The 25,176-nt window shown below is 40.6% G+C and carries 20 protein-coding genes and 1 pseudogene; 11 read left to right on the top strand and 10 right to left on the bottom strand.

The window, feature by feature from the left end:
- Positions 1 to 31 precede the first annotated feature (31 nt).
- Positions 32 to 1,165 (top strand): glycosyltransferase, encoded by a 1,134-nt coding sequence (locus ACE1B6_RS08175; protein WP_413256759.1) that lies wholly within the window; start codon positions 32 to 34, stop codon positions 1,163 to 1,165.
- Positions 1,166 to 1,368: 203 nt separating this feature from the next.
- Positions 1,369 to 1,740, top strand: coding sequence for a hypothetical protein (locus ACE1B6_RS08170; protein ID WP_459562987.1), 372 nt, complete (start codon positions 1,369 to 1,371; stop codon positions 1,738 to 1,740).
- A 70-nt stretch (positions 1,741 to 1,810) separates the two neighbouring features.
- Here the strand turns inward: ACE1B6_RS08170 and ACE1B6_RS08165 are convergent, their stop codons facing one another.
- Positions 1,811 to 2,584, bottom strand: a complete 774-nt coding sequence (locus ACE1B6_RS08165) for an SDR family oxidoreductase (protein WP_413256757.1) — start codon at positions 2,582 to 2,584, stop codon at positions 1,811 to 1,813.
- 100 nt (positions 2,585 to 2,684) lie between these two features.
- Positions 2,685 to 3,557, bottom strand: a complete 873-nt coding sequence (locus tag ACE1B6_RS08160; protein ID WP_413256756.1) for a nuclear transport factor 2 family protein — start codon at positions 3,555 to 3,557, stop codon at positions 2,685 to 2,687.
- 45 nt (positions 3,558 to 3,602) lie between these two features.
- On the opposite strand from ACE1B6_RS08160, the gene murG reads away from it, so the two are divergent.
- The 6 genes from murG (at position 3,603) to ACE1B6_RS08130 (ending at position 8,235) form a co-directional block, all read left to right on the top strand.
- Complete coding sequence (gene murG, locus ACE1B6_RS08155) at positions 3,603 to 4,715, top strand: undecaprenyldiphospho-muramoylpentapeptide beta-N-acetylglucosaminyltransferase (protein WP_413256755.1); 1,113 nt, start codon at positions 3,603 to 3,605, stop codon at positions 4,713 to 4,715.
- 301 nt (positions 4,716 to 5,016) lie between these two features.
- Entirely contained in the window at positions 5,017 to 5,631 is a 615-nt protein-coding gene (locus ACE1B6_RS08150; protein ID WP_413256754.1) for a Uma2 family endonuclease, read from the top strand.
- 14 nt (positions 5,632 to 5,645) lie between these two features.
- Entirely contained in the window at positions 5,646 to 6,233 is a 588-nt protein-coding gene (locus ACE1B6_RS08145; RefSeq protein WP_413256753.1) for a Uma2 family endonuclease, read from the top strand.
- 2 nt (positions 6,234 to 6,235) lie between these two features.
- Positions 6,236 to 6,475 (top strand): hypothetical protein, encoded by a 240-nt coding sequence (locus ACE1B6_RS08140; RefSeq protein WP_413256752.1) that lies wholly within the window; start codon positions 6,236 to 6,238, stop codon positions 6,473 to 6,475.
- Positions 6,472 to 6,921: an HNH endonuclease gene (locus ACE1B6_RS08135; RefSeq protein WP_413256751.1), complete on the top strand. Its 450-nt coding sequence runs from the start codon at positions 6,472 to 6,474 to the stop codon at positions 6,919 to 6,921. Before ACE1B6_RS08140 ends, ACE1B6_RS08135 begins: the two co-directional genes overlap by 4 nt.
- Positions 6,922 to 7,026: 105 nt before the next feature.
- Complete coding sequence (locus ACE1B6_RS08130; RefSeq protein WP_413256750.1) at positions 7,027 to 8,235, top strand: tetratricopeptide repeat protein; 1,209 nt, start codon at positions 7,027 to 7,029, stop codon at positions 8,233 to 8,235.
- 147 nt (positions 8,236 to 8,382) lie between these two features.
- Here ACE1B6_RS08130 and ACE1B6_RS08125 read toward each other — a convergent pair whose 3' ends face one another.
- Positions 8,383 to 8,985, bottom strand: a complete 603-nt coding sequence (locus tag ACE1B6_RS08125; protein ID WP_413256749.1) for a thioredoxin family protein — start codon at positions 8,983 to 8,985, stop codon at positions 8,383 to 8,385.
- Positions 8,986 to 9,052: 67 nt separating this feature from the next.
- Between ACE1B6_RS08125 and ACE1B6_RS08120 the strand changes: the two genes are divergently transcribed.
- Positions 9,053 to 9,457, top strand: coding sequence for an NIL domain-containing protein (locus tag ACE1B6_RS08120; RefSeq protein ID WP_413256748.1), 405 nt, complete (start codon positions 9,053 to 9,055; stop codon positions 9,455 to 9,457).
- Between the two features lie 7 nt (positions 9,458 to 9,464).
- On the opposite strand, the gene ACE1B6_RS08115 is transcribed toward ACE1B6_RS08120, so the two are convergent.
- The 4 genes from ACE1B6_RS08115 to ACE1B6_RS08100 form a co-directional block, all read right to left on the bottom strand.
- A complete protein-coding gene (locus ACE1B6_RS08115; protein ID WP_413256747.1) occupies positions 9,465 to 10,505 on the bottom strand; it encodes a DUF3616 domain-containing protein in 1,041 nt (346 codons plus the stop codon).
- A 113-nt stretch (positions 10,506 to 10,618) separates the two neighbouring features.
- Positions 10,619 to 11,218, bottom strand: coding sequence for a DJ-1/PfpI family protein (locus ACE1B6_RS08110; protein ID WP_413256746.1), 600 nt, complete (start codon positions 11,216 to 11,218; stop codon positions 10,619 to 10,621).
- A gap of 136 nt (positions 11,219 to 11,354) precedes the next feature.
- A complete protein-coding gene (locus ACE1B6_RS08105; RefSeq protein ID WP_413256745.1) occupies positions 11,355 to 14,222 on the bottom strand; it encodes a Calx-beta domain-containing protein in 2,868 nt (955 codons plus the stop codon).
- Positions 14,223 to 14,722: 500 nt separating this feature from the next.
- Entirely contained in the window at positions 14,723 to 16,105 is a 1,383-nt protein-coding gene (locus tag ACE1B6_RS08100; protein ID WP_413256744.1) for an NB-ARC domain-containing protein, read from the bottom strand.
- Positions 16,106 to 16,874: 769 nt separating this feature from the next.
- On the opposite strand from ACE1B6_RS08100, the gene ACE1B6_RS08095 reads away from it, so the two are divergent.
- Positions 16,875 to 22,571, top strand: coding sequence for a calcium-binding protein (locus ACE1B6_RS08095; RefSeq protein ID WP_413256743.1), 5,697 nt, complete (start codon positions 16,875 to 16,877; stop codon positions 22,569 to 22,571).
- Between the two features lie 71 nt (positions 22,572 to 22,642).
- On the opposite strand, the pseudogene ACE1B6_RS08090 reads toward ACE1B6_RS08095, so the two are convergent.
- From ACE1B6_RS08090 to ACE1B6_RS08080, 3 genes and pseudogenes are all read right to left on the bottom strand, one after another.
- A pseudogene (locus ACE1B6_RS08090) lies at positions 22,643 to 22,906 on the bottom strand (chorismate-binding protein); the annotation flags it as partial.
- A 16-nt stretch (positions 22,907 to 22,922) separates the two neighbouring features.
- Complete coding sequence (locus tag ACE1B6_RS08085; RefSeq protein ID WP_413256741.1) at positions 22,923 to 23,309, bottom strand: hypothetical protein; 387 nt, start codon at positions 23,307 to 23,309, stop codon at positions 22,923 to 22,925.
- Positions 23,306 to 24,214 (bottom strand): TIGR02587 family membrane protein, encoded by a 909-nt coding sequence (locus ACE1B6_RS08080; protein WP_413256740.1) that lies wholly within the window; start codon positions 24,212 to 24,214, stop codon positions 23,306 to 23,308. The genes ACE1B6_RS08085 and ACE1B6_RS08080 overlap by 4 nt, the downstream gene beginning before the upstream one ends.
- Positions 24,215 to 24,352: 138 nt before the next feature.
- Between ACE1B6_RS08080 and ACE1B6_RS08075 the strand changes: the two genes are divergently transcribed.
- The gene (locus tag ACE1B6_RS08075) at positions 24,353 to 25,135 is read left to right on the top strand and encodes a Uma2 family endonuclease (protein WP_413256739.1); all 783 of its coding nucleotides are present in this window, start codon (positions 24,353 to 24,355) and stop codon (positions 25,133 to 25,135) included.
- The last annotated feature ends 41 nt before the right edge of the window (positions 25,136 to 25,176 follow it).

Genomic DNA, 25,176 nt, shown 5'->3' with positions numbered 1-25,176 from the left:
TCTATTAATATGATTTAAGGATAAGCAGAAAATGAACGGTGACAAACGGTACTTATTTGTTTTCTTAGAAATTGTTGGTGTGGAAGGTGGGATTCAGTCCTATATTAAGGATATTTGGCGAGGTTATTTAGGATTGTCTGAACAACCCATTGCGGATATTTTTTTACTCCGAGATGCACCAGTAAAAAATAATCCTTTTGCATCTAAAAAACTGAGATTCCATTATTTTAAAACTATAAACCCGATGCTGGGGCGGATTTGGATGATTGCAGCTTTAGTAATTTATCTTTGGCGATATCGTCCCGATCATGTTTTTTGCGGTCACATTAATTTGGCACCGTTGATACAAACACTTTGCCAAATGAGGGGAATTCCTTATACAGTTTTGACTTATGGTAAAGAAGTTTGGGAACCGTTACCACCCAAATATAAAAAAGCTTTGCAAAAAGCAGCGGGGATTTGGACAATTAGTCGTTATAGTCGCGATCGAGCTTGTCTAGCTAATCAGATTAATCCCAAATTGGTGGAATTTCTGCCTTGTTGTGTAGATGGAGATGTGTTTACTCCGGGAGAGAAGAATCCAGTTTTGGTGGAAAAGTATAATTTGGCGGGTGCTAGGGTGTTGATGACTGTGGCGCGACTGTGGTCTGGGGATATTTATAAGGGTGTGGATGTGACGATTCGGGCGTTACCTGCGATCGCGCAAGCCTTCCCCAATGTAAAATATTTAGTCATCGGACGAGGTGACGACCAACCAAGATTAGCGCAATTAGCCAAAGATTTAGGTGTCGCTGATAGAGTAATTTTTGCAGGTTTCGTACCTACAGAACAATTAGTCGAACACTATCGCCTTGCTGATGCTTATGTCATGCCTTCTCAAGAAGGATTTGGTATTGTCTACTTAGAAGCGATGGCTTGCGGCGTTCCCGTGTTGTCTGGTGACGCTGATGGTTCGGCTGACCCTTTACAAGATGGACGTTTAGGTTGGCGAGTTCCCCATCGTAACCCAGAAGCGGTAGCCGCAGCTTGTCAAGAAATTCTCCAAGGTGAAGAGCGACGTTGTGACGGGGAATGGTTACGACAGGAAGCTTTAGCTCAATTTGGTAGAGATGCTTTTCGCCAAAAGCTGCAAGAATTGTTAAGTGCGACAGACCGTGCTCTATAGTGGGAACTGGGGATTGGGGACTGGGAACTGGGGACTGGGGACTGGGGACTAGGAAAAATTCTTTAACTTAAAACTTTTTCTTAACTCATAAACTCAAAACTTAAAACTCAAAACTTACCCAGTCCCCAGTACCCAGTCCCTAATCCCCAATACCCTCTTTGAACTCGCTATGCTAGATTCAGACCAAGATTGAGATGCAGGAAATGAGCATCAAAAATTTTCAGTTTAATGTTCCGGGTTTAGGCTGTGCCCTGAGTGTTTTCTTGTCGTTTTGGCTGCTAAGTGCGATCGGGCTTGGCTGGTTGGCGAAATCGGTGTTGATTCTCATGGTGTGTTTGGTGACGCTACCTGCGATCGCATTTTTTGTGTTTCGCTGGTGGTTAAAGCGTAATCTGGTAGAAGATAAATGTCCCGTTTGCGGTTATGAATTTACTGGGTTAAATCAAACTCAAATGCGCTGTCCTAGTTGTAGCGAACCTCTATTAATTGAACAAGGACACTTTCAAAGGGTAACACCACCAGGAACAATTGATGTCCAAGCTGTAGAAGTGTCGGCTAAACAAATAGAGGAATAAATGTTTGTTGTAGCGACTTCAGTCGTAGTTTGTTAAATGAAGGACTGAAGTCCTTACAACGAACTTTTTATTAGTTGTGACGGTGGACTAAGGTAGTAGTTGCTTGGTCTACTGGTACTAGTAGAATTTCGCTAATGTTAACGTGAGTTGGGCGAGTGACGCAGAAGAAAACGACATCTGCGACATCATTTCCGGTTAAAGGTGTGAGCCCTTGGTAAACTTTTTCGGCGCGTTCGCTGTCGCCATGAAATCTGACTTGACTAAATTCGGTTTCTACTAAACCTGGATCGATGCAACTAACGCGAATTGGTGTTCCTAAAAGGTCTTGTTTTAAGCCTTCGGAAATTGCTCTTACTGCGGCTTTGGAACCACAATAAACGTTACCACCTGGGTAAGTTTGCCGACCTGCTATTGAGCCTATATTTACTACGTGACCTTTGGCTCGATCGATCATTCCCGGAACTACATAACGGGTCAGATAAAGTAATCCTTTGACGTTGGTATCAATCATTTCTTCCCAGTCTTGGAAGTCGCCTTCTTGGAGTTTACTTAAACCGCGACTTAAGCCAGCATTGTTGATTAAAATGTCGATGTTTTGCCAAGGTTCGGGGAGAGAGTTGATTGCTGTTTCTACAGCTTGGCGATCGCGTACATCTAATTCTATCAAGTAAAGTTGAGTAGTAAACTCTTTGCTGAGGTAATCTGCAATTTCTTGCAGTTTTTCCTTACGTCTTGCTGCTAAAATTAGCTTCGCCCCAGCTTGAGCAAATACTTGAGCACAGGATGCACCAATTCCGCTACTTGCACCAGTAATTAGAACAATTTGGTTTTGAACTGAAATCATATTTAATCAATTCTGAGATGTAGGACAGGCATCTTGCCTGTCACGAATAATGGTAATGGCAGGCAAGATGCCTGCCCTACGAGTAATTAACGCAAGTTTCTTAACCGGAAGTTCTGCCGGGACGAGAGGGACGTGCTGGTGCAGGAGAATTAGAACGGTTACGATTGGGATTTTGGTTGTTTTTCCCTCCGGCGATTACTGGTAATCTTTGGGAAACAATAGTAATACCATCTGAGCGAACTAAGACAGCGGAAATCCAATATTTACCGGGGTCATTTGGGGCACGACCTACTTTAAAAATGCCACCTGCATTTAGTGGTTCTAATTGAATTTTTGGCGAATTAAGATATTTGTCGGGACTGATTTGTTCGAGTAAAGCTGTACCGACTAACAAGTTATCTTTTAGTGGTTCTTTAACTACTACATCGAAATTAAATTCCTGACCTGTGCGGACTTGTTCGGGTAATTTAAAATCAACTGAGGGGGGTTTTTCGCCAGAGGTTAATAGAGTTTTCTCGCTCAAAATCTCTTGGTTAACAATTTTTTGGTTTTCCAAGCGTTGTTTGGAACGAATTGTGGCGTTAAAATTCCAAGTTCTGCCATCTACTGGCTGAGTTCCTGTAATATTTGTGACTGTTTCAGCGACTATGCCATTACCTTGATTTTGCCAAGATTTTAATTCAGTGCGGTATTTTAACTGTGGATAACGTTGCCAAAGTTGGGTTAGGGTTTTTTCCATTCCGGCGTGATTTAAGCCGTCGCTGTTGCTAAAATTAGCGCCATAGAATTGCATTACTGCTTGAACGTTGTGGCTATTGGCTGCGGCATCAATTTGCGCTAAAGTGTTTTTCAATTCTGGTGGCGCGGAGTCAGGACTAGCAGCTTTGGCAGTTGTCCACCCGGCGGATAACCCTAATGTTAGTAGGAAAGCTACGGGTAAAGTTGTGGGTCGAAATTTCAGAGGATGTGGCATATTTTGATATTTTGAGAATCAGCCTAAAACACCAGGTTTTTTTAGATGTTAACTGAGAAACAGAATTTCGATCGCCAAGCTGCTTCCTTAGAAGGTAATGCTTCAGTACCACGACGACTGTTAATTGCTGCTAGTGGCACTGGGGGACATTTGTTTCCGGCGCTAGCTTTAGCGGAACAATTGCCAGATTACCAAATTGAGTGGCTGGGTGTCCCGAATCGGTTAGAAAAAGATTTGATTCCTTCTGAGTATCCCTTAAATACGATCGCAGTGGAAGGTTTCCAAGAGCGTTTTGGTTTGGGTACGGTGAAGATTGTTGGTAAGTTTACCACAGCGATTCGCAGTTGTCGGGAGTTGCTGAAACGGGGAAAGTTTAATGGTGTATTTACTACTGGGGGGTATATTGCGGCACCTGCGATTATTGCGGCGCGATCGCTAGGTTTACCTGCTATTTTACATGAAGCGAATGCGATTCCGGGTAAAGTCACGCGATTTTTTGGTTCTTGGTGTAATACTGTAGCGGTAGGTTTTGAACCTGCGGCGAAGTTGTTGCCTCGTTCTAAGACAGTTTACACTAGTACGCCTGTGCGATCGCAATTTCTCGCCCCCGAAAAACACGATTTAGCTATTCCCGATGATGTACCTTTAATTGCGGTAATTGGTGGTAGTCAAGGCGCTGTGGCGGTGAATAAATTTGTGCGTCAAAGTGCCAAAAGTTGGTTTGATAATGGTGCTTGGGTGGTGCATCAAACGGGAGAAAACGATCCTGATGTAGGCAATTTACAACATCCTCATTATTTCCATGCGCCATTTTACAACAATATGGCAGGACTTTTACAAAGGGCGGATTTAGTAATTAGTCGTGCAGGTGCAGGTTCTTTAACAGAATTAGCAGTAATGGGGAAACCAACAATTTTAATTCCCTATCCTTTTGCAGCGGAAGATCATCAAACTTACAATGCCAAAATCTTTGCCGATGCTGGTGCAGCTTTAGTATTTAAGCAATCTGAATTAACGCCGGAAATTTTAAGAAAACAAGTTTCAAGCTTATTAGAATCACCGGATAAATTACAGCGAATGTCAGAAGCTGCGTTGAGTTTAGCTGTGAAAGATAGTGCTGAGAGGTTAGCGAAATTAGTGCGGCAATTTTTGGAGTAAGTTGGGGACTAGGGATTAGGGATTGGGGATTGGGAAAGAGTAGCTGGATATCTGTTAAAAAACCAATATCTATCTACTTTTATCTTGGCATCCAACAGAAAAGATAACGTTAACATCTGTGTCCATCTGTGTTCATCTGTGGATATCTGTGGTAAAAAACCAAACTTATTGCACCCAACAGAAAAGTTAACGGTAACATCTGCGTTCATCGGCGTTCATCTGCGGTTTTAAAAAGCCATTTGTCGCTAGGATCGATCGCACCTTGCTACAATTAAGTCAGAATTTCCGAGGAAAAATTGCCATGCTGCAAACAGAATCAAAAACCATGAATCTGGAGGAATTCTTGGACTGGTATCCAGATGGTTACGGTCGTTTTGAATTATATGATGGAGTAGTTGTTGAAATGCAACCAACAGGAACACACGAACAGGTAGCTGGAGAATTTGGTACTGAGTTAGCGATCGAAATTCGTCGCTTAAAACTTCCTTATTTTATTCCTCGACAATGTATAATTAAACCGATTGATTCTGATAAGTCAGGTTATATTCCAGATGTAGCTGTTTTGGATTGGAATGCGCTGAAAGATGAACCAATGTGGAAAAAGCGATCGCTAATTACCAAAGGTGAAACAGCAAAATTAGTTATCGAAGTAGTGAGTACTAATTGGCAAGATGATTATCTACTAAAGTTAGGAGAATACGAAAAATTAGGTATTCCTGAATATTGGATTGTTGATTATTTAGCTTTGGGTGGTAGGCGTTATATTGGAAACCCGAAACAACCGACTATTTCGGTTTACCAAATGGTTGAAGGCGAGTATATGGTGACTCAGTTTAAAGGTGAAGAACGGATACAATCGGCGATTTTTCCAGAGTTGAATTTAACAGCAGAACAAATTTTTAAAATTGGCGAATAAGGAGAGCGATCGCAATGGTTACAACCACCAAAAAACTAACTTTTGCTGAATATCTCAAGTATAATGATGGCACAGATACGAAGTATGAATTAGTCAATGGAGAGTTAATTCCCATGAGTTTAGGAACTGGGAAACATGGGGCGATTACTAAATTTTTAGAACGAAGTTTTGATGATGAAATTTCCAGAATTGGAATTAATTGTACGGCGCAAAAATTTGCTGTTGGTGTGCGATCGCCTCGTGGAGGACGTTGGGATACTTCCCGGATTCCAGATATTACAGTATTAACAATAGAACAATGGGAATCACTTGCTAATCGTGAATTAGTAATTGACAAAAATGAAATTTCCCCAATTTTAGTAGTAGAAGTAGTTAGTGAATCTACTAAAACTACTGATTATCGTGCTAAACGTTCTGAATATGCTGTATTGGGTATTTCCGAATATTGGATTGTCGATCCAATAGATGAAGTAGTAATACTATGTTCTTTAATCGAAGGTTTTTATGATGCAGTTTCCTTTCGCGGTGAAGAAAGGATTATTTCTGGGAGTTTTCCAGAATTAAACTTGAGTGCAATTCAGGTATTACAAGCAGGAAAGTGAAAATGATTACTAAACTAATGGTTCAACCTTCCTCTTGGGTAGAGTCGGGAATTAAAATCAGTCAAGTGAGAAACCTAAATTTATTTAAGTTTACGGATGAACTTCAATCTCGTTTAGATGAACTAGCAGAGAAAAACAAAAATGGATTGTTAAATTCAGAAGAAGAGGCAGAATTAACTGGAATTTTAGAATTAGACAGGATTTTTACCTTAATAAATGCCAGAATTATTGCCGAGTCATGACAATTAGTAATAACACCCGGCAGTTAGTTCGAGAAAGGGCAAATTATCTCTGCGAATATTGCCATTCTTTGGAAGAAGCAAGTGCGGCACAGTTTGCGATCGATCATATCTTGCCTCAGTCACTCGGCGGTTCAGACGAACTTAGTAATTTAGCCTTAGCTTGTCAGCGTTGTAATGGATATCGTTACAATTTTATAACCGGAATTGACCCGCAAACTCAACAAGAAATTCCTTTATTTAATCCTCGTCAAGACAAGTGGGCCGATCATTTTATTTGGACAGCAGACGGTTTAAGAATTGAAGGCATTACTCCCACTGGTCGCGCTACTTGTAATCGCCTCGACCTCAATGATGACTATCATAATGAAGGCTCGATTGTTAGAGCAAGACGTTTATGGCTGCGAGGGGGATGGTATCCTCCGCAAGATGATCCGCGTCAGAGATAATAAAAGACTCATTAATCAGATTTTCAAACTCGCTAGTAAATACTGCATAACCTCCTGCATCCCGGACATATAAGAAGACAAAGTGAACAAAAAGTAGGTGCAGAGATGGCTAAACAGAATCAAACAGATAAAATCTCCCAGAAATCGCCATTATTCGGGTTAGGGCATTACAGTTTAGCGGTATTCACTTGTATTTTATTGTTATCGGAATCAGTAGTTGCCGCACCGAGACAATTATCACCTGATTTTCCAGAGAAATCCTCGCAGATTGCCCAAAGTAGCGAGCAAGAGAAGACTAAAACTGCTGCTGCAAGATTCATGCAGGAAGGATTAGAGCTATTTAAACAAGGAACAGTAGAATCTAAGAGACGAGCGATCGCAAAATGGGAAGAAGCACTTTCACTTTATCGCGCAGCGGGTGAAAAAGCCGGAGAAGGTGTCATCCTCTTTGGCATTGGTCGTACCTATTTAGACTTAGGAGAATCGCAAAAAGCACTCTCGTACTTTAACCAATCCTTGCCCTTATTTCGTACAGTGGGGAATAAAGAATGGGAAGCTAAAAATCTGCTCAAGATTGGTCAGACCTACTATGCTTTAAGCGAAAACCAAAAGGCGCTGGAGTACTTCAATCAATCCTTACCCTTATTCCGTGAGTTAGACAACAAAGCATGGGAAGCTTCTAACCTCTGGGGCATTGGTCGTACATACAATGCTTTGGGAGAAAAGCAAAAAGCATTAGAATATTACAATCAATCTTTGCCCTTAAGCCGTGCAGCTGGTGAAAAAGCGATCGAAGCATTTACCCTTTTAGATATGGGCAGAATTTACGATCGCCAACGAGAAAAAGAGAAAGCACTCACTTACTACAACCAATGTTTGCCCCTATTCCAACAAGTAGGAAATAAAACAGAAGAAGCTACTACTCTCAACTACATTGGCTTTGTTTACTTAGATTTAAAAGAAAAGCAAAAAGCACTTGATTCTTTCAACCAATCTCTCCCTTTATGGCAACAAATGAAGAGTAAAGCTGGGATAGCTTCTACCTTCGTAGGCTTTGGTCTTATTTATTATGATTCAGGAGAAAAGCAAAAAGCACTTAATTACTTTCATCAATCTCTCCCCCTATTTCGAGAAGTGGGATATAAACCAGGGGAAGCTGCTAACCTTTGGGTTATTGCCAACATCTACGATAGTTTAGGAGAAAAGCAGAAAGCACTTGATTACTACAAACAATCTCTTCCCCTATTTCAACAACTAAATGATAAAACCAAAATAGCTGCTATCCTCAGCAATATTAAGCGATTATCACCTTAATTTTGCATAGGTACTTAACTCATATCATGTCCGCTTGATTACCCGATAATGTAGAGACGTTATATATAACGTCTCTACAAGGTTTTGGATTAACAATACTATGGTTGATTAGCCGGACATGATATCAAATAGAATTGCTATAATCTTTTAGCTTTTTACTTGGCTACCATGCAATCTGGGATCGTCAGAATTAGCTTTATTTGTGGTAACAGGTGGGGTAAATTTGGAAACTTGTCCGGTAGTTTTTGCATAAGGTAAAGATTCACCTGCTACCAAAGCTGTTAAATTTGCTGCCATAATGGTTTTAGGTTGTTCGCCTATGGTTTGCGCGATCGCATTTCCCTCTTTCTCAAAAAAGACAAAATGGGGAATTCCATCAACTCGATAATGCTCAATTTCTGGCAACCATTTGTTATTATCTACATTGAGCATGACAAAATTCACCTTGTCCGTATATTGCTGTTCTAATTCATTCATATCACTCGCCATCGCCTGACAAGTTGTACACCAATTAGCATAAAACTCGACTAATGTTGGTTTCCCATTGCTCATCGCTATGTCTAAGGGCATGGAGTTTTCTGCTAAAGTGGTTAAGGTAGCAGTACTTGTCTCAGTTCGCAGTCCAAAAACGAAAGCAACCGAAAGGATAATTGCGGCGAAAACAATCAATAAATTTCTGACTCTTGCGCCAACGGTGGAGGCTGATTTTTCGGGAGATTCTAAAGAAGAGTTAGGTGAATTTTTAATCATTGGATAGCTGAAAAAAGATTACGCACTACTTTTAATTTAGCTGAAGTTGCTAAAAGCGATCGCCATTATGAAAAAACGAGTTACCTTAACTTTCCCCAAACGTTCTGTACAAATGCCAGTAACTTATCGACTGGCGAAAGATTTTAACGTCGCTGCTAACATTATCCGTGCCCAAGTTGCCCCCAATCAAATTGGTAAATTGGTGGTAGAATTATCGGGAGATATTGATGCTTTAGAGGCAGCAATGGACTGGATGCGATCGCAAGATATCAGCATTTCCCTCGCCAGTCGTGAAATATTAATTGACGAAGATGTTTGCGTTCATTGTGGTTTATGTACTGGCGTTTGTCCCTCAGAAGCATTATCATTGGAACCAGAAACATTTAAATTAACATTTGTGCGATCGCGTTGCATAGTTTGCGAACAATGTATCCCCATTTGTCCCGTTCAAGCAATTTCTACTAACTTATAAACTGCCATTAAAGCGGGAAAAGATCGGCGAAAATTCCATCATCTCCTTGCAATCTTTCCTGACTTGGAGAATCATAAACTACTAACAGTAACTTTTCATTTTCTCCCTTCCGCCAAAAAGCCAATCCCTCTGCATGATCTACACCTTCCCCAAAAGGAATATCTAAAATTGGAGAAGGTTTTAACAGAGATTCTTCCGGCAAATTTACCCCATTTTCGATCCGATAAAGTCTCACCGGACCATCTAAATCCATCGTTGGCCCCGCTAATACTAACAAATCTTCTCCATCAACAGCAAGTTCCCGAACACCTAACCCAGAAAGATAAACAAAATGTTTTTTATAAAGTTTATCTCCCAAGTTTTTCAACTTTAAAGTATTTGGGCTACTTTCTTCCACCGAAATTTCTAAAATAATCGCCCAACCCCGTAAAACTGGCCCTCGCAAACCGAGAAAAATTCTATCTTGATAAACCGCTAAACCTTCAATATCAAACCCATTTTCTTTAGAAGGAATTTGACTAGCCAAAAACGGCGATAAATGCGGATCGTCTAGCAAAGCATCGATCAGCAGATTGCCATTTTTAGTAGTTTCCAACTTAGCTGCTGTTAACTTAACATCTGGGTTTTCTGGATGTTCGCATAACTTGCATAATTCCTCACCTTTCACAGGTATTCTTGCCAACAAATAACGATTGTCTTCTCGTTTAATCTGCTCCATTTTTTGAATATTTTCTAAGTCCGATCGCTTAGATTTCGGCTTAGAACGTTTCAAACTATGCGAACCCACCAACCAGATATAATTGTGAGCATAATCCATCCCCTCAATATCTATTTCCTCATCAGAATCATTCGGCAAATCGATAAAATCTGTCAGATTAAAAATTTCATGTTCGGCAAAACTTTTGTCGTCAGTTTTCGTCAACCTTTCAATACTTGTATTTTCATCACATCCTAACCACAAAACTTCCCCAGGAGTCATAGTCATTGCCGATAAATCTTCCCGACTTTCAGCAAATTTAGATTCAAAGCGCAGTAAAATCTTTTCCATTTTGATACCTCTGGTAAAAGGCAGAAGGTAGAAGGGGCTTTTTTCGTCAGTTATGAGACTTTTACTAGTATGAATGATTTAAGCGAAAATGCCTACTCTACCAACTATTTTATTTAAACATTTGCCATTTCTTTATGCTCAATTCGAGTGCCTAAAAGCTTGAGAAATTCGGCCAACCAACGGGGATGTGCGGGCCAAGCAGGTGCAGTTACTAAATTTCCATCAACCATCGCCTCATCAACTGGAATATGTACATAAAGTCCACCCGCTAAAGTAACATCAGGGCCACAAGCAGGGTAAGCAGTACAACTTTTTCCTTCTAAAACTCCCGCAGCAGCTAAAAGTTGTAACCCGTGACAAATAGCAGCGATGGGTTTATTTGTTTCCGCAAAATGGCGAGTAATTTCTAACACCCTTTGATTTAAGCGAATATATTCCGGTGCCCTTCCTCCAGGAACAACTAAAGCATCGTAGGCTGAGGGATCTATTTCTGCAAAAGTAGCATTTAAACTGAAATTATGACCAGGTTTTTCCGTGTAAGTTTGATCCCCTTCAAAGTCATGAACTCCAGTTCGCACCTTTTCGCCAGATGTTTTATCTGGACAAACAGCGTGTACAGTATGTCCGACCATTTGTAATGCTTGAAAAGGTACCATTACTTCGTAGTCTTCCACGTAGTCACCAACGAGCATTAAAATTTTTTTGGCAGCCATATTTAAGTTCCTTACATTTGTAGTTGTTTCTTATTTTCCGACATTAGGGAACGACTGAAGTCGTTACTACAAACATAAACTGAAATCCCACAGCTGAGTTTAGCTGTGGGATTAGCAATTAATTATTTACAAGTGTTTAGAAAGGAGTGGTTGCAAATGGGTCGAATGTAACTAGATTAGCACTTGGGCCTGCGATCGCATTTCTGCCCGTACCACCAACAACAGGTCCAGTGGGATCGTCCCACCAATTATTAGTAGCATCAAGAGTTCCCGTACCATCATGATACAAAGCAGCATTGGTATTGCCAATCAAGTTGTTAAAATTGACCGCCAAAGTAGCAGGAACATTTGTACCGCTACGCACAGCCACACCATTGTAAGAGTTGGTAATCAAGTTACTGCGAACATTGACATCACCTAACAGAACTGCACCAAAACCAGAATCTCGCAAACGAATACCTGCGCGATCGATACCTTGGCTAAGATTAGTATCAGCGATTTCGTTATTTTCAATTGTGGCATTACCACCAGCCAATTGAATCCCCTGTTCTCCAGCATTAGTCACTTTATTGTTAGTAATTACGCTGTCGGGATTAATAATCGCATCAGCCGCAATACCTGGGCCAGTCAAGTTGGCAATTACGTTATCTGTAACTCTGATGGTATCTTGTCGGAAAGCTTGCAAACCACTGGTTGTACTGCCAGGATTTGTACTAACGTCACGGATTAAGTTATCAATCACGCTTACGCTACCACCAGTACCACCACTATCTAAGAAAATGACTCCCCCATTAAATGGCCCTTGACCATTAAACACATTTTGCCGAATCACTAAATTCTCGCTAGCACCTTGCAGCCGGATACCATTAGAATTATCACCACCCAACTGAATCGTCATTCCTTCAATGGTGACATTATTAGCGCCAGGAAGGATAGTAAAAACTGGAATATTCGGTGCCGTTGAAACAACACTTTGGGGAACAGTACTAGTACCTGGACTGACACCCGCATTCGCACCCCTGATAGTTAATGCTTTATCGATAAAGACAGTATTTGGTTCCACATAAAATCCTGCTTGCGGCACAATAATATCATTCGCAACTGCCGCAGTTACCGCTTCCGTAATTGTGTTGTGGCTGCCGACAAACGCCCCCGCTGCATTATAACGAAGAACCCGCGAAGCATTTGTAGGTGTTCCCATTAATGGATCGTTGTCCAATATTTTGACGGTAGCAGTGTCAGCTGAACCTACTTGGTAAGGTAAATCTTCTAAGATTTTCACCGTTACTGTTTCAGCTGGTTCATTAGAGGCATCATCTAATGGCGTAAGGATAACAGGATCGGAAACAGATTGACCAGCAGCAATAGTAACAGTACCAGTCAAAGGTGTGTAGTCTGTACCAGCAGTTGCGGTTCCGGTGATACTGTACTGAATGGTTAAAGCTTGGTTGATGTCGCCTCCAGTACGGGCAAATTGGAAAGTTCCGGTTCCTTCGGGAAGACTTGGTTCTCCAGCAGTGGGGTCAAGGGCAGCAACAAATACCAGTGGTTTTGCTGGTGGTGGAACGTCGTTGTCTAAGATGTTCAGGACTGCGGTATCTTGTGTACCAATGATTGCGCCGCCTGTGGGGTTAACTAAGGCTAAATTGACGGTTTCCGGTGGTAATGGTTCTACTAAGGTATCGTCAACGATCGGAACGGTAACAACTTGTGAAGTTTCCCCCGCAGCAAAGTTAACTGTGATTGGGGTGTTGTTGTAGTCATCTGGGGTAGTAGCAGTACCATTGCTGAGGTTAACGGTAGCGGAAACTGGCCCGGAAGTATCACCACTGCGAACCACGGTAACGGCTAAAATGGGGGTGCCATCTTCGTTAACTACGTATTGCGGGTTGCTAAATTGAAGAGTTGGCGGATCGACAATATTGAGAACGGCGCTACTTTGTGTCCCAATAACTGCGCCTGGGGAAGGGTTGACTAAAGATAAATTGACGGTTTCCGTTGGTTCTGCTATTCCGTCGTTAACTACAGGAATTGTAATTACTTGGGTGGTTTCTCCATCTGCAAAGTTAACAGTAATTGGAGTACTATCGTAGTCGTCTGGTGCAACAGCTGTTCCATCAGTGAGGTTAATGGTAGCGGAAGCTGGGCCTTCTAATCCACCGCTACGAACTACTGTCACTGCCATGACAGCTGTGCCATCTTCAAGAACAGTGTATTGCGGGTCACTAAACTCAATCACAGGTTGATCTACTGTTCCGGTATAGTCGATTTTCTGCACTAGATAGTCGGAACTGTCGGTGATGATTCCGTTGACGATCGGTACAGTACCAGTTGGGTTAGCGTAGGGTCTGGCGGTGAATCTTAGTTCGTCAAAGTCGGCGTTGGAAATTTGAAATTTGTAATCGTAATTTGTGGCATCATCAGCTGTGAATTTTACGCCGATGCCGGAATTGTCGATCGAAGAAGCAAGTCCACCGCCAACACGAGTGGCGGTGATATCTACTTCTTGTCCGTCTTTAAATGCTTGCAGAAAACCTACTTCATCGCCGTGTTTTTCACCAGATTTAGGTGCAAATAAACTCAGGTCAATTAAGGCGCTTTGTACGCTTTGATTTGGCCCCCATGTAAAGGTTAATACCTGAGATTCGCCGTTATTTGGGTTATAGTTGATTTCTGCCCGAACTTTAGTGGCACTGTTCCACCAACCATCATAAGAATCAGCTACACCAATACCAGAAATGTTCCCAAAGGTGTCGTTACCTGCTTGACCAGTAACATCAAATTTTAAATTGGAGAGGTTTAGGTCTGGATTTGTTGAGTAATTTAATAATGAAAGATCGGCGGTACCTGTATTATTAAATGTTGAGGTAGTACTGCCGCTAATTGTAATTCCTTGGTTGTCGGCGGCTGTTAACCATTCGTTTTCAAAGTTGGTTAAACCTAGTGGATTGTTGGTATAATTAGTCGATCGTCCTAGTGTGCCAGAAATAGGGGTAATAGCCATAATTTCTCCTTGAATTAGCGAAATGAGAAATAAATTGAGTTAAGGATAAAAGAATGTTTTTGTCCTTAGTGGTAGTCAGCAAATTTCTGCCAAATTCATCTTTGTTAACGAACAAGTCGCTGGTAAATTAAGTTAGTTAATTGGAAATGCTGGAAGTTTGCCGCGATTTTTTACTTTTAGTCCTTCATCTTTTCTGTCTAATTTTTAATCCTTAAATCAGTCCAGAATCGATAAATGTAACCTATCCATATTTTTCTTAGGTGTAATATCAGATCCGGAAAGTTTTCTGGCAAATTTCATATTAATTATCTGCCTGAAAAGTTACCCAGAATTTAATTTTTTATAGCACTCTGAAATAAATTGTAAAATTTGTGGATAAGGAATTACAGTTTTCCGAGTAATTACTAGTACGAATAATTAGGTATTATGTAAAATTACAGTATCAGAGAATTTGATCGATCGCAAATCTGTAAAAACACTCAAGCAATTTTTTAGGTTGTTTATCTAAAAATTTGTTCAACTAGTCGTTTGGTGACGTATTTGCTGAGGATGGTTGATTGGTCAAATTCGATCGCCTGTTTGGTGATTAGCGATCGCTCTCTCAACAATTCCAAAGCAGAAGCAAATTGCTGTTCGGTTCCAAATGGTAACACGCCTTCGGTAATGGCGCAACGGAATGTCGGATCTGGTTTAATAATTAACCAATACAGGACTTTTCTTTCTAAGTTAGACATCAAATCAAATTGCTGTTTTAATAGTTCGCAGACTTCCGGGAAGAGTCCGATTTCTTGATTTAAAAAGTCGGCTATTTTACGATTAAAATTATGCTGAATTTTGCTGGCGGCTAATTTTAAGGCGAAGGGGTGTCCTGAGTAGCGATCGATCAACTCTTTCCATTCATTTTCTGTGCCAATAAAATCACCATTTGCAGCTAACATTTCCCTAGCTTCAGTTTGGTTTAATCCAGATAATTGTAAAGTTTGCACTGGGCGTTTTTTCCCAGTTAAAGAGATGATTTCTTTGGGATTTTCCCGACTTGTGAGAAGTAAGCAACTGTGGTGACGTTCTTCGCCAATGCGTCGGAGTAATTCATGAAAATCATCGTAGTTGATCCGAATTGATTCTGCTTTGTCGAAAATGATTAAACATTTATTTTGGCGCAAACATTCTAAGAGTTGAGAGATTAAATTTTCTAAGTTTATTGATGATAATTCTTCTATATTTAAAGGTTGCGGAGAGAGGAATTGAATTAAGTTAATTACTAATTCAGAGATAGAAGGATCGGAACGTAAACTGCGCCAAATTAGATAATCAAATTCTCCTTGAATTTCCTGTGCTAATTTAGCAGCTAATACAGTTTTACCTAATCCACCGATTCCTAAAATTGCGACAATCCGCGATTCATCTGTTAGTATCCATTGTTGTAATTGTTGGATTTCTTGTGTTCTGCCGGAAAAGCGATCGGTATCAATCATTTCTCCCCAATCTTGGCGCTTATTAGTAGGTGGAATTAAAGCAACTTTTTGGGGAATTGATGTTATTGGCAAAGCAGATTGTAACTTATATCCTGCTTCTGCAAGTAAGTGAGGTATCCGAGTTGCGTTAACTTTAACCGACTTTTCGCAGTTTTCCGAAAGTAACCTTTCAATATACCTGTACAAACCTCTAGAGAGAGAAACGCGCAGAGAATTAGCATTAACATTAACTTTCGCGCAGATTTCCGCTGGCGTGTAACCGCAGAGTAACCCTCTGAGAAATTCCTTTTCGCGGGGTGTGAGACTGTTTCCTTTGGCGCAAGCTAAGTCACTGTACAGTTTATTTATGTTCCAGATGTTCTCAGCTTCGGAGAATAAGTTATCAGATTTGTTATTAGTAGGTATCACTCTGGTAATAAAATTTACGTTTGCTATTTAAGGATATTTTAATGTATTTGCTAATGATTTGGCTAATTCAATTAGCTGACTACAAGTTGTAGTTTTGCTATGTTGAATTACGTAGTGTTTATGAAGCTTTCATCAAGCTTTTGTAAAGAGATTGTGAAATTACTGGGATTAGTAAAGAGGAGATCCCCCTAAATCCCCCTTAATAAGGGGGACTTAAAGTTCAGAGTTTTTCCCTTTTTTTGCTTACTTAAAGAGGAGATCCCCCTAAATCCCCCTTAATAAGGGGGACTTAAAATTCAGAGTTTTTTCCTCTTTTGCTTACTTAAAGAGGAGATCCCCCTAAATCCCCCTTAATAAGGGGGACTTAAAGTTCAGAGTTTTTCCCTCTTTTGTAAGGGGCTGAAAACCAAGTCTTGTTCCCCCCTTGGTAAGGGGGGCTAGGGGGGATCTGCTTCAGTGTTTGTGCGGTTTCTTCACGGTTTTTTTATGAAGTTCTGTTACAAATTCCGAGGTTTTGCATAAAAGTGGCAAGTCAAATCCGATAGGCATTTAGAGGTTTTTACTGAGGGTGAAAAGGTGGTGGTGAGGATGATGAAGATTTGATTTAGCGATCGAGATTTTTGGGAATTTAGGTTTAGTTAAAAGTTTGTTTAAAGCTTTTGACTAAGTTTTGCTGCGACACCTGTTTTTTATGGGATGGGTGTGCGATCGGATTTTTTTGTTCTGTTTTTTTAGGAATTTGTGTCTACCAATTTAAGGAGAAATGATCATGGCTAATCCTAAAGTTGATTTCAATCAAGTTTTCACAAATCTAATTGAAGAAGGTGGAAAGATTCGTGTTGTTTATATGAATGGAATTCGTACTACTGAGCAGCAATTTAAAGAAAATTTAGATGGTTTTGATAAAATTTGGAACTTATATGATAACCTTTTAATTCCTGAAACCTTTCCTCCAAGAGGAGGAATAGACTTAGACAAAAAGTACCGAAATACTACTGATAGCACTGGTAATGATTGGCTAGATATTGGAGTTTTTGTTGGTAAATTCTTGTTTAACTATGCTCTTGATAAATTTTCCTTTTCTGGAATTCTAGAGCAAGTTAATAAACATAAGGAACTCAAAAAGCAAATAGAAAAGCTGAAAGAAGAAGGAAAAGATGTTACAGAACTAGTTAAACAACTTGATGAACTCGGAGATGTTGTTGATTTCTTTGACACGATTAAAACGGGGCTTGATTTAGCTGAAAGCTTTATAAAATTAGAGAATCCTATTGATTTGGTAAAAGATGATGATTTCACAGCAAAAGCATTAATTTTTTTAAAAGAAATTGCAGGTTATATCCCTGGATTTGGAGAAATTTCTAGTGTAATAGATAGCCTAATAGAAGCTGCACCTGCTGATATTAAAGAAGCTTTGGAGCAATTTTGGTATGCGGAAAGTAAATTTAAGGAAATCAATAACACTTGGACAGAAGATGCAAAAAAATGGCTTAATTCTGAAAAAGAAAACCCATTTAAAAATAATTCTTTGATTTTACTTGGTCATTCTCAAGGCAATTTTTTCCTTGAGGATGGGCTGATTGACATGGGCGCACAATCTAACCCATCACGTATTAGAGTTCTTGCACTTGCGTCACCAACAAGTTATCTGAATGCTGGAGGCATTCATCTATATAAAGGTGAGAGTATTCCAGAGAATAATATTAAAAATTCAGGAGATCCGGTAACTTTCCTTCAATTTGATTCAGAGCCATTTGTTTGGGATAAGATTGGCAAAATTTTTAATTTGGTGGTTGGTATAGGAGGCATAGGTCAGCATCCTATCGATCAATATTTAAGTCGACCTGACGTTCAAACTTATTTCAAAAATACTGTTTATGAACTTCATCCCAAGGGATATTACTTCCCAAGTAAAGAAACATCAATGCGTGACAGTACAGCAGATGATGATTGGATTGAAGGAACAACAAACTCAGACATAATTGATGGAAAAGAAAGAAACGATGTTTTACGTGGCGAAGCTGGAAATGACACCTTAAAAGGTGGTGTAGGCTACGATGTCTTAGATGGTGGTGATGGGAATGAAGATACAGCTAACTACGACGATAGTAAAGGAATTAATGTTTGGGTAGAGAACATTGGTGAAGGCTTTGTTTACAAAGTTGAAGACAGCTTTGTTGTGAAAGGCGAGAATACAATAGACACGCTGATAAATATTGATGTTATCAGTGGTTCAGAAGCAGCTGACACTATGACTGGCAGCGAAGCTAATGATATTTTTTACGGAAAAGGTGGCGACGACATTTTTTGGGGACAAGGAGGAGATGACACATTTTCCGGCGGCGCTGATAACGATCGAGGGTATGGTGGAAAAGGCAAAGATTATCTAACAGGTGATGATGGAAATGATGACTTGAGAGGAGAAGATGATGATGACATTCTCGATGGTGGTGCAGGAATTGACACTCTCTACGGTGGAGATGCCAATGATAGTTTAAATGGCGGAAAAGATGCAGATGATTTAAGAGGTGAAGCTGGCAACGACACACTTTATGGCGGTAGCGAAAACGATACTCTTTATGGTGGAATTGGCAAAGATTACTTAAATGGAGAAGAAGGTAACGATTTACTCAAAGCAGAAGAAGATAACGACCAACTTTTCGGCGCACAAGGCGATGATACTCTCTACGGAGATGGAGGTAACGATATCCTTGATGGCGGTAGCGAAAATGATTGGTTGGAAGGTGGCGAAAATAACGATTTGCTATTAGGACAATCAGGTAATGATTCGCTTTATGGACAAGTTGGTAACGATACTCTTGATGGCGGTGATAATGAAGATTGGTTAGAAGGCGGTGAAGATAACGATAAACTCTACGGAAAAGCTGGGAATGACTCGCTTTACGGACAAGTTGGTAGTGACATTCTCGAAGGTGGCGATAACGAAGATTGGTTAGAAGGTGGAGATAATAACGACTTTCTCTATGGACAAGCAGGCAATGATAACCTGTTTGGCGATGCGGGAAATGATTGGTTAGAAGGTGGTGCAGATGCGGATAACCTCTACGGTAGCATTGGTGCAGACACTCTCTATGGTCAAACTGGCGATGATGTTCTCTACGGTGGTGACAACAATGACCTGATGTACGGTGGGAAAAACAACGATATTCTATTTGGTAATCTTGGCAATGACCAAATGTATGGAGATAGTGGCAACGACTTTTTGATGGGAGAAGCAGGTAACGACTTCATACATGGTGGCGTTGGCAACGATACTGTTAGTTACGAAAACTCACCCGCAGGCGTAGTTGTAAATATCAACGAAGACCGGGGTTACGAACATGATCCAGAAGAAAGAAAAGAAGAAGCTGTTAACTCGGATAATCCCAGTGAATACTATATAGATCTAGAACCAGAATATGATATTAATTCTGGGAGAGCTTTCGATGGATTTGGTAATGTAGACACCCTAGAAAATTTAGAGAATATAATCGGGTCTGTTTACGATGACATTCTGATTGGTAATAGTGAAGATAATCACACCAAAGCTTTAGCAGGCAATGATTTCATTGTTAGTACTGAAGGTGATGACACGATTAATGGTGGAGATGAAATTGATATCGATATCATTAGTTACCGTCGCGATCCTAAAGGTGTTGTAGTTAATCTAGAAACTGGTAAAGCAACTGATGGTTGGGGTGATGATGACATTATCTCTTTGGTAGTTGTCAATGATACTCTGGTTTCTACTGTTGAAAATGTCATTGGTTCGGAACATAGCGATCGCATTACTAGCAACTTCAAAGATAACGTAATTACCAGTGGTGCTGGCAACGATACTATTCAAAGCGGTGATGGCAATGACAAGATTTACGGAGAGTCGGGAAATGACTCAATCTCTGCTGGTATTGGTGATGATGTAATCTATGGCAACCAAGGGAAAGATAGCATCTACGCTGAACAAGGAAACGATTGGGTATATGGCGGTGATGGAGATGATGTTATAGTTGCTGGTTCAGGCGATGATTTTGTCTCTGGCGATCAAGGTTACGGCAACGATATCATCTACGGTGACGAAGGTAACGATACTCTGCACGGACGTGCGGGTGATGATGTAATTTGGGGTGGTGAAGGTAACGACTCCATCACTGGTGAAACTGAAAACGATCGACTCTCTGGCGATGCGGGTAACGACACTCTCGACGGCGGCGAAAATAACGACACTCTCGACGGCGGCGAAAACGATGATATCTTATTCGGACAAACTGGCGCTGATTCTCTGCTTGGCGGAACTGGTAACGACTCCCTTGATGGCGGGAAAGGTGATGACCGCCTTTACGGTGAAGCTGGCAATGATACTCTAGATGCAGGTTCGGGAAATGATACCCTTTCTGGCGGTGATGATGATGATATCCTCTGGGGACAAACTGGCAATGACTCTTTAACTGGGGGAAATGGCAATGACTCCCTGGATGCTGGGGAAGGGAATGACGAACTTTATGGCGAACTTGGCAATGATACTCTGGATGCAGGTTTAGGGAATGATACCCTGTCCGGTGGCGATGACGATGATACGCTGTGGGGACAAGCTGGCAATGATACGCTGGATGGGGGAAATGGCAACGACTACCTGAATGCTGGGGAAGACAAAGATACTCTCAGAGGCGGTAACGATAACGATACTTTGATCGGTCGCACTGGGGAAGATCTTTTGGATGGGGGAGAAGGAAACGATCGCCTTTTCGGTGATGAAGATAAAGATACCCTTTCTGGTGGTAATGGTGAAGATTATATCGAAGGTGGAAAGGGAAGCGATCGCATTTTCGGTGATGATGGCAATGATACTTTGTTCGGTCAAAGTGGACAAGACAGCATCGATGGTGGCGCAGGAAATGACAGCATTGATGGCGGTTTAGGTAAGGATACTTTAATCGGACAAACGGGAAATGATACTGTTACTGGAGGTGGCGATCGAGATTGGATTATCGTTAAACTTGGTGATGGAAATGATGTAATTACTGATTTTGGCGGTGTCGGTAGAGGCAGTAATCCTGTACCAGAAATCGTTGCCGAAGTTGATACAATTCAATTCATTGGTAGTGGTTTAAATTTTGTCAATTTATTGATGACTCAAGTAGGTCAAGATTTAGCGATTACTTTTGAGGACATCGACAATACCCAAGTCATTCTGCAAAACTTTGCTTTAGAAAATATCGATAACTTGCACACTTCTAAAGGTGCGGCGATCGATATTAGCAATATCTTCTTTGATGGTAACGAAAGTTTGTGGGAAAGCGATCGTTTTGATGTCATGAACGCTGATATTCAAATCAACGAAGTTTTTCATAGAAATGTTGCTACTTTCCTGAATGATTTGGATAACAACACCAAAGGTTACAACGATTCCAATGATGTCATCAACGGTCAAGGTGGCAATGATACTTTGAGTGGTTTAAGTGGTAATGATACCCTGCGCGGTGGCGAAGGTAACGACTCACTTTTAGGGGGAGTTGGCAATGATTATCTCAAAGGTGATGCAGGTAATGACACTTTATTTGCTGAACTGGGGAACGACTCACTCAAAGGTAATTCTGGAGAAGATTTTCTCTTTGGTGGCAAAGGCGATGATACCTTATTTGGTGGCACAGAAAACGATACCTTGACTGGCGGTGGCGATCGAGATTTAATTGTAATTAAACCGGGAGATGGCACCGAAACAATTACCGATTTTGGTGCAGTTGGTACGGGAATTAAACCATCAGGTGAAGTAATTGCCGAAGTCGATACTCTGAAGTTTATCGGCGCTGGGTTAACTGCCAAAAATCTGCTATTAACTCAATCGGGAAGCGATTTAATTGTCAGCTTTGAAGGCGTAGCAAATACCCAGGTAATTCTGCAAAATGTTGCCTTGGAAAACATCGATAATATCTGGAAATCCAGAGGCGCGACTTTAGACATTGGCAACATTTTATTTGATGGTAATGAGGATATCAAAAACAGCGATAGTTTTGATGTTATCAATGCCGATGAAATAACTGACCAAATCGATCATGCTAACACTGCAACTTTCTTGAATGACCTAGATAACAACGTCAAAGGTAAAAATAATTCCGCTGATGTAATCAATGGTCAAGGAGGAAATGATACCCTTACGGGGTTGAGTGGTGATGATATTCTTCGCGGTGGTGAAGGTGATGATTTGTTGAATGGTGGTGTTGGTAAAGATACGCTGAATGGTGGCGCTGGCAAAGATATTTTTGTGTTATCTAGTAACACTGAGTTTGACTTAATTGCTGACTTCACTCTTGGTCAAGATTTAATTAGTTTAACCGGAGGTTTAACGGTGGAACAATTAACAATTAATTCTGGGGTTAATGGCATAGAAATTAGTTTCCAAAATCAAGCGATCGCTGCTTTTAATGGTTTACAAACTCCTCTCACGAACGCTGATTTTACGATTATCTAAACTGTAGTGAGATGGTGCGTTAGCGCAGCGTAACGCACCCTACTTTCTTCTTCTTTCTTCGTCTGGAGTGGTTAAAAAAAGTTAGTAATAGACTCATAAGAATGTTCAATTGTCAACTCTAATGCCTGGATTAAAGCTTTTGCTTTGAGTAACATTTCTTGAAACTCTTTTTCGGGATCGGAAAGGGCGACAATTCCGCCACCAATGCCGATCGAGGTGTGTTCAGGTGTTATAATGGCGGTGCGAATTACAATGTTTAAATCTGCCGAACCGTTTAATGCTAAAAAACCGATCGCACCTGAATAAACTCTCCTCGCTTCTTGTTCTAAGCGATCGAAATCTACCAAGAATTCACGGTTTTTCAAATCCTACAGCACGAGTTTTAATTTTTTCCACAGTGCGAGGATCTTTTTCAAATGTAACCCAACCCGATCGCTTTGCGCCTCTAGGTAAAAATTGAATTTCCATCTCGGCACTTTCTTCTTCTTTCCCGTTGTTTTCTAAGATAACTTCAATTTGCACTGTTTCAGCTGTTTGTTCTCCTTTATTTGTTGCGATAACCGGAACTAAAAAATTTTGTCCTTGGGGTTGAGTTTCTCCTATTTTAACTTCAATATTAGGCGGTGCTTCACTGACAGTTGTAGCATCATAAATTAAATATCCCAAAGTGCTGACAACTAAAATTAAACCCACGGCGAAAATTATCCATTCTAACCAATTTTTTTCTAATTTACTCATTGTAGTAATATCCTCCCCGCCGAAGCGCCTAATGTAGCTGGTAATGCCAAAACTATTGTTTCTGCTAAATTTATAATTGGTGGAAGTCCATCAAAACGTCCAAAAAACCACAAAATTAATGCTGAAGCAACTAAGGCGATTGCATAAGTAACAATAGTTCCTGAAACTATAGTAAATAAGCTATAAGATCGAGTAAATTTTTCGGCATCCATGAAGTTACTATAAAACAGTATTAATGCTCCAAAAATTAGTGACACTAACGCTAAAGTAAACAATCTTTCCGAAGTAATTTGTGTAGCAATGACAATTACTTCTTCTGTGGGGGCAACGTTAGCGGCAAATAGTACTGCACCGCATAAAGCAATTACCACTTGTCCCCAAAAGTCAATATGTTTGTGTGCTGGACTAGGAATTTCTAACTTGTTTTTATCGCCGTGCATTCCCGTATCAGGTTTACTATTATTGTTATCACCTAATTGGGCGGTTCCTACCGAAACTCCGATCGCTACAGTCATGGCTTCAACTATAACTTTTCCGGCAATTTCATTAAAGCTCATTTCTGCGGTAATGCGTCCTAATAACCACAAGAAAGCAGCAGCAACAATGATTCCTAATCCCAATTCTTCAACGGAATCAATTACTACTTCTAAGCGACTGGCATCTCTTCTTAAACCTGCATAACGGTTATAACCAAGTAGTAGGGAAAATGTGGCGATGACATAAAGAAACATCCGCAATGGTTCAATAGAAAAACCCGCCCACCACACTTCCATTGTGTAAAGCATTGGCAAACTAAACATTACGCCACCAACTATTCCGCGAAAGTATTCTTGGGAGGATTTGGTGAGCGATCGCACCATCTCCTGTTGAGTTTTATGGCGATTTTTATTGACTTCGGAACTCATTCTCTAGGCAATATTGTAGATTGTAGTAAATGATGGTAGCTAATTTTGCTCTGTATTGCCTCTACATATCGAGGTAACTATATGTTTGATAAAAAGCTACTCTAAAAAATATCGATCGTCATTACGGAGAACAACGCCATGACAGTTGAAGCCACACAAGAAACAATCATCGAAACTTCGGTGGCTGATACTTGGGAACCTCCGATGCCTCCCACTGATTTAATATTTGATGATGGAGTACCCTTGGAAAGTAACCGCCATCGTATTGCCATGAATGTTTTAATTCGATCGCTACAGCAAGCTTGGCGCGATCGAACTGACTTTTACACGGGTGGCAATATGTTCATCTACTACAGTAGTGCTCAAGCACGTAACCGCGACTTTCGGGGGCCAGATTTTTTTGCTGTCCTCGATGTTGATGGAATTAAAGAACGTCAAGGTTGGGTAGTTTGGGAAGAAGAAGGTCGTTATCCTGATGTAATTGTGGAATTAATGTCGCCTTCTACTGCTCAAATAGACACAGGAATTAAAAAAGATCTCTACCAACGAACATTCAGAACTAGAGATTACTTTGTTTACGATCCTTTTAATCCCAATTCCTTACAAGGATGGCGCTTAAATAGTGAGTTTCAATATCAAGAATTAACCCGAAATGAGCAAGGTTGGCTTTGGTGTGAAACGCTCAATTTTTGGTTAGGAACTTGGCAAGGAACAATCGATCGAGAAGCCGCTATTTGGTTGCGTTTTTACGATTCTTCTGGCAACCTCGTCCTGTTACCAGAAGAAGCTGCTCAACAACAAGCTGAAGCTGCTCAACAGCAAGCTGAAGCTGAACGTCTGCGTGCTGAAACTGAGCGTTTACGAGCCGAACGTTTAGCGGCAAAATTACGCGAGTTAGGAGAAGATCCCAACAATTTCTAAACAAAGGTATGTTGTTGTGCTTGAGCACTAAAGATGGCGCT

This window comes from Floridaenema fluviatile BLCC-F154 (genome assembly GCF_041929135.1).
GTDB lineage: Bacteria > Cyanobacteriota > Cyanobacteriia > Cyanobacteriales > Aerosakkonemataceae > Floridanema > Floridanema fluviatile.
Note: the sequence above shows the minus strand (reverse complement) of the source record. Positions and strands in the feature narration are given on the sequence as shown.

Bases quoted from the DNA above. Each gene is read 5' to 3' on its own strand.
- ACE1B6_RS08115 (WP_413256747.1), bottom strand. From the start codon at position 10,505: ATGGAAAAGATTTTACTGCGCTTTGAATCTAAATTTGCTGAAAGTCGG.
- ACE1B6_RS08160 (WP_413256756.1), bottom strand. From the start codon at position 3,557: ATGCCACATCCTCTGAAATTTCGACCCACAACTTTACCCGTAGCTTTC.
- ACE1B6_RS08085 (WP_413256741.1), bottom strand. From the start codon at position 23,309: ATGAGTAAATTAGAAAAAAATTGGTTAGAATGGATAATTTTCGCCGTG.
- ACE1B6_RS08095 (WP_413256743.1), top strand. From the start codon at position 16,875: ATGGCTAATCCTAAAGTTGATTTCAATCAAGTTTTCACAAATCTAATT.
- ACE1B6_RS08110 (WP_413256746.1), bottom strand. From the start codon at position 11,218: ATGGCTGCCAAAAAAATTTTAATGCTCGTTGGTGACTACGTGGAAGAC.
- ACE1B6_RS08130 (WP_413256750.1), top strand. From the start codon at position 7,027: ATGGCTAAACAGAATCAAACAGATAAAATCTCCCAGAAATCGCCATTA.
- ACE1B6_RS08145 (WP_413256753.1), top strand. From the start codon at position 5,646: ATGGTTACAACCACCAAAAAACTAACTTTTGCTGAATATCTCAAGTAT.
- ACE1B6_RS08105 (WP_413256745.1), bottom strand. From the start codon at position 14,222: ATGGCTATTACCCCTATTTCTGGCACACTAGGACGATCGACTAATTAT.
- ACE1B6_RS08135 (WP_413256751.1), top strand. From the start codon at position 6,472: ATGACAATTAGTAATAACACCCGGCAGTTAGTTCGAGAAAGGGCAAAT.
- murG (WP_413256755.1), top strand. From the start codon at position 3,603: ATGTTAACTGAGAAACAGAATTTCGATCGCCAAGCTGCTTCCTTAGAA.
- ACE1B6_RS08140 (WP_413256752.1), top strand. From the start codon at position 6,236: ATGATTACTAAACTAATGGTTCAACCTTCCTCTTGGGTAGAGTCGGGA.
- ACE1B6_RS08170 (WP_459562987.1), top strand. From the start codon at position 1,369: ATGAGCATCAAAAATTTTCAGTTTAATGTTCCGGGTTTAGGCTGTGCC.
- ACE1B6_RS08080 (WP_413256740.1), bottom strand. From the start codon at position 24,214: ATGAGTTCCGAAGTCAATAAAAATCGCCATAAAACTCAACAGGAGATG.
- ACE1B6_RS08120 (WP_413256748.1), top strand. From the start codon at position 9,053: ATGAAAAAACGAGTTACCTTAACTTTCCCCAAACGTTCTGTACAAATG.
- ACE1B6_RS08125 (WP_413256749.1), bottom strand. From the start codon at position 8,985: ATGATTAAAAATTCACCTAACTCTTCTTTAGAATCTCCCGAAAAATCA.
- ACE1B6_RS08150 (WP_413256754.1), top strand. From the start codon at position 5,017: ATGCTGCAAACAGAATCAAAAACCATGAATCTGGAGGAATTCTTGGAC.
- ACE1B6_RS08075 (WP_413256739.1), top strand. From the start codon at position 24,353: ATGACAGTTGAAGCCACACAAGAAACAATCATCGAAACTTCGGTGGCT.
- ACE1B6_RS08175 (WP_413256759.1), top strand. From the start codon at position 32: ATGAACGGTGACAAACGGTACTTATTTGTTTTCTTAGAAATTGTTGGT.
- ACE1B6_RS08165 (WP_413256757.1), bottom strand. From the start codon at position 2,584: ATGATTTCAGTTCAAAACCAAATTGTTCTAATTACTGGTGCAAGTAGC.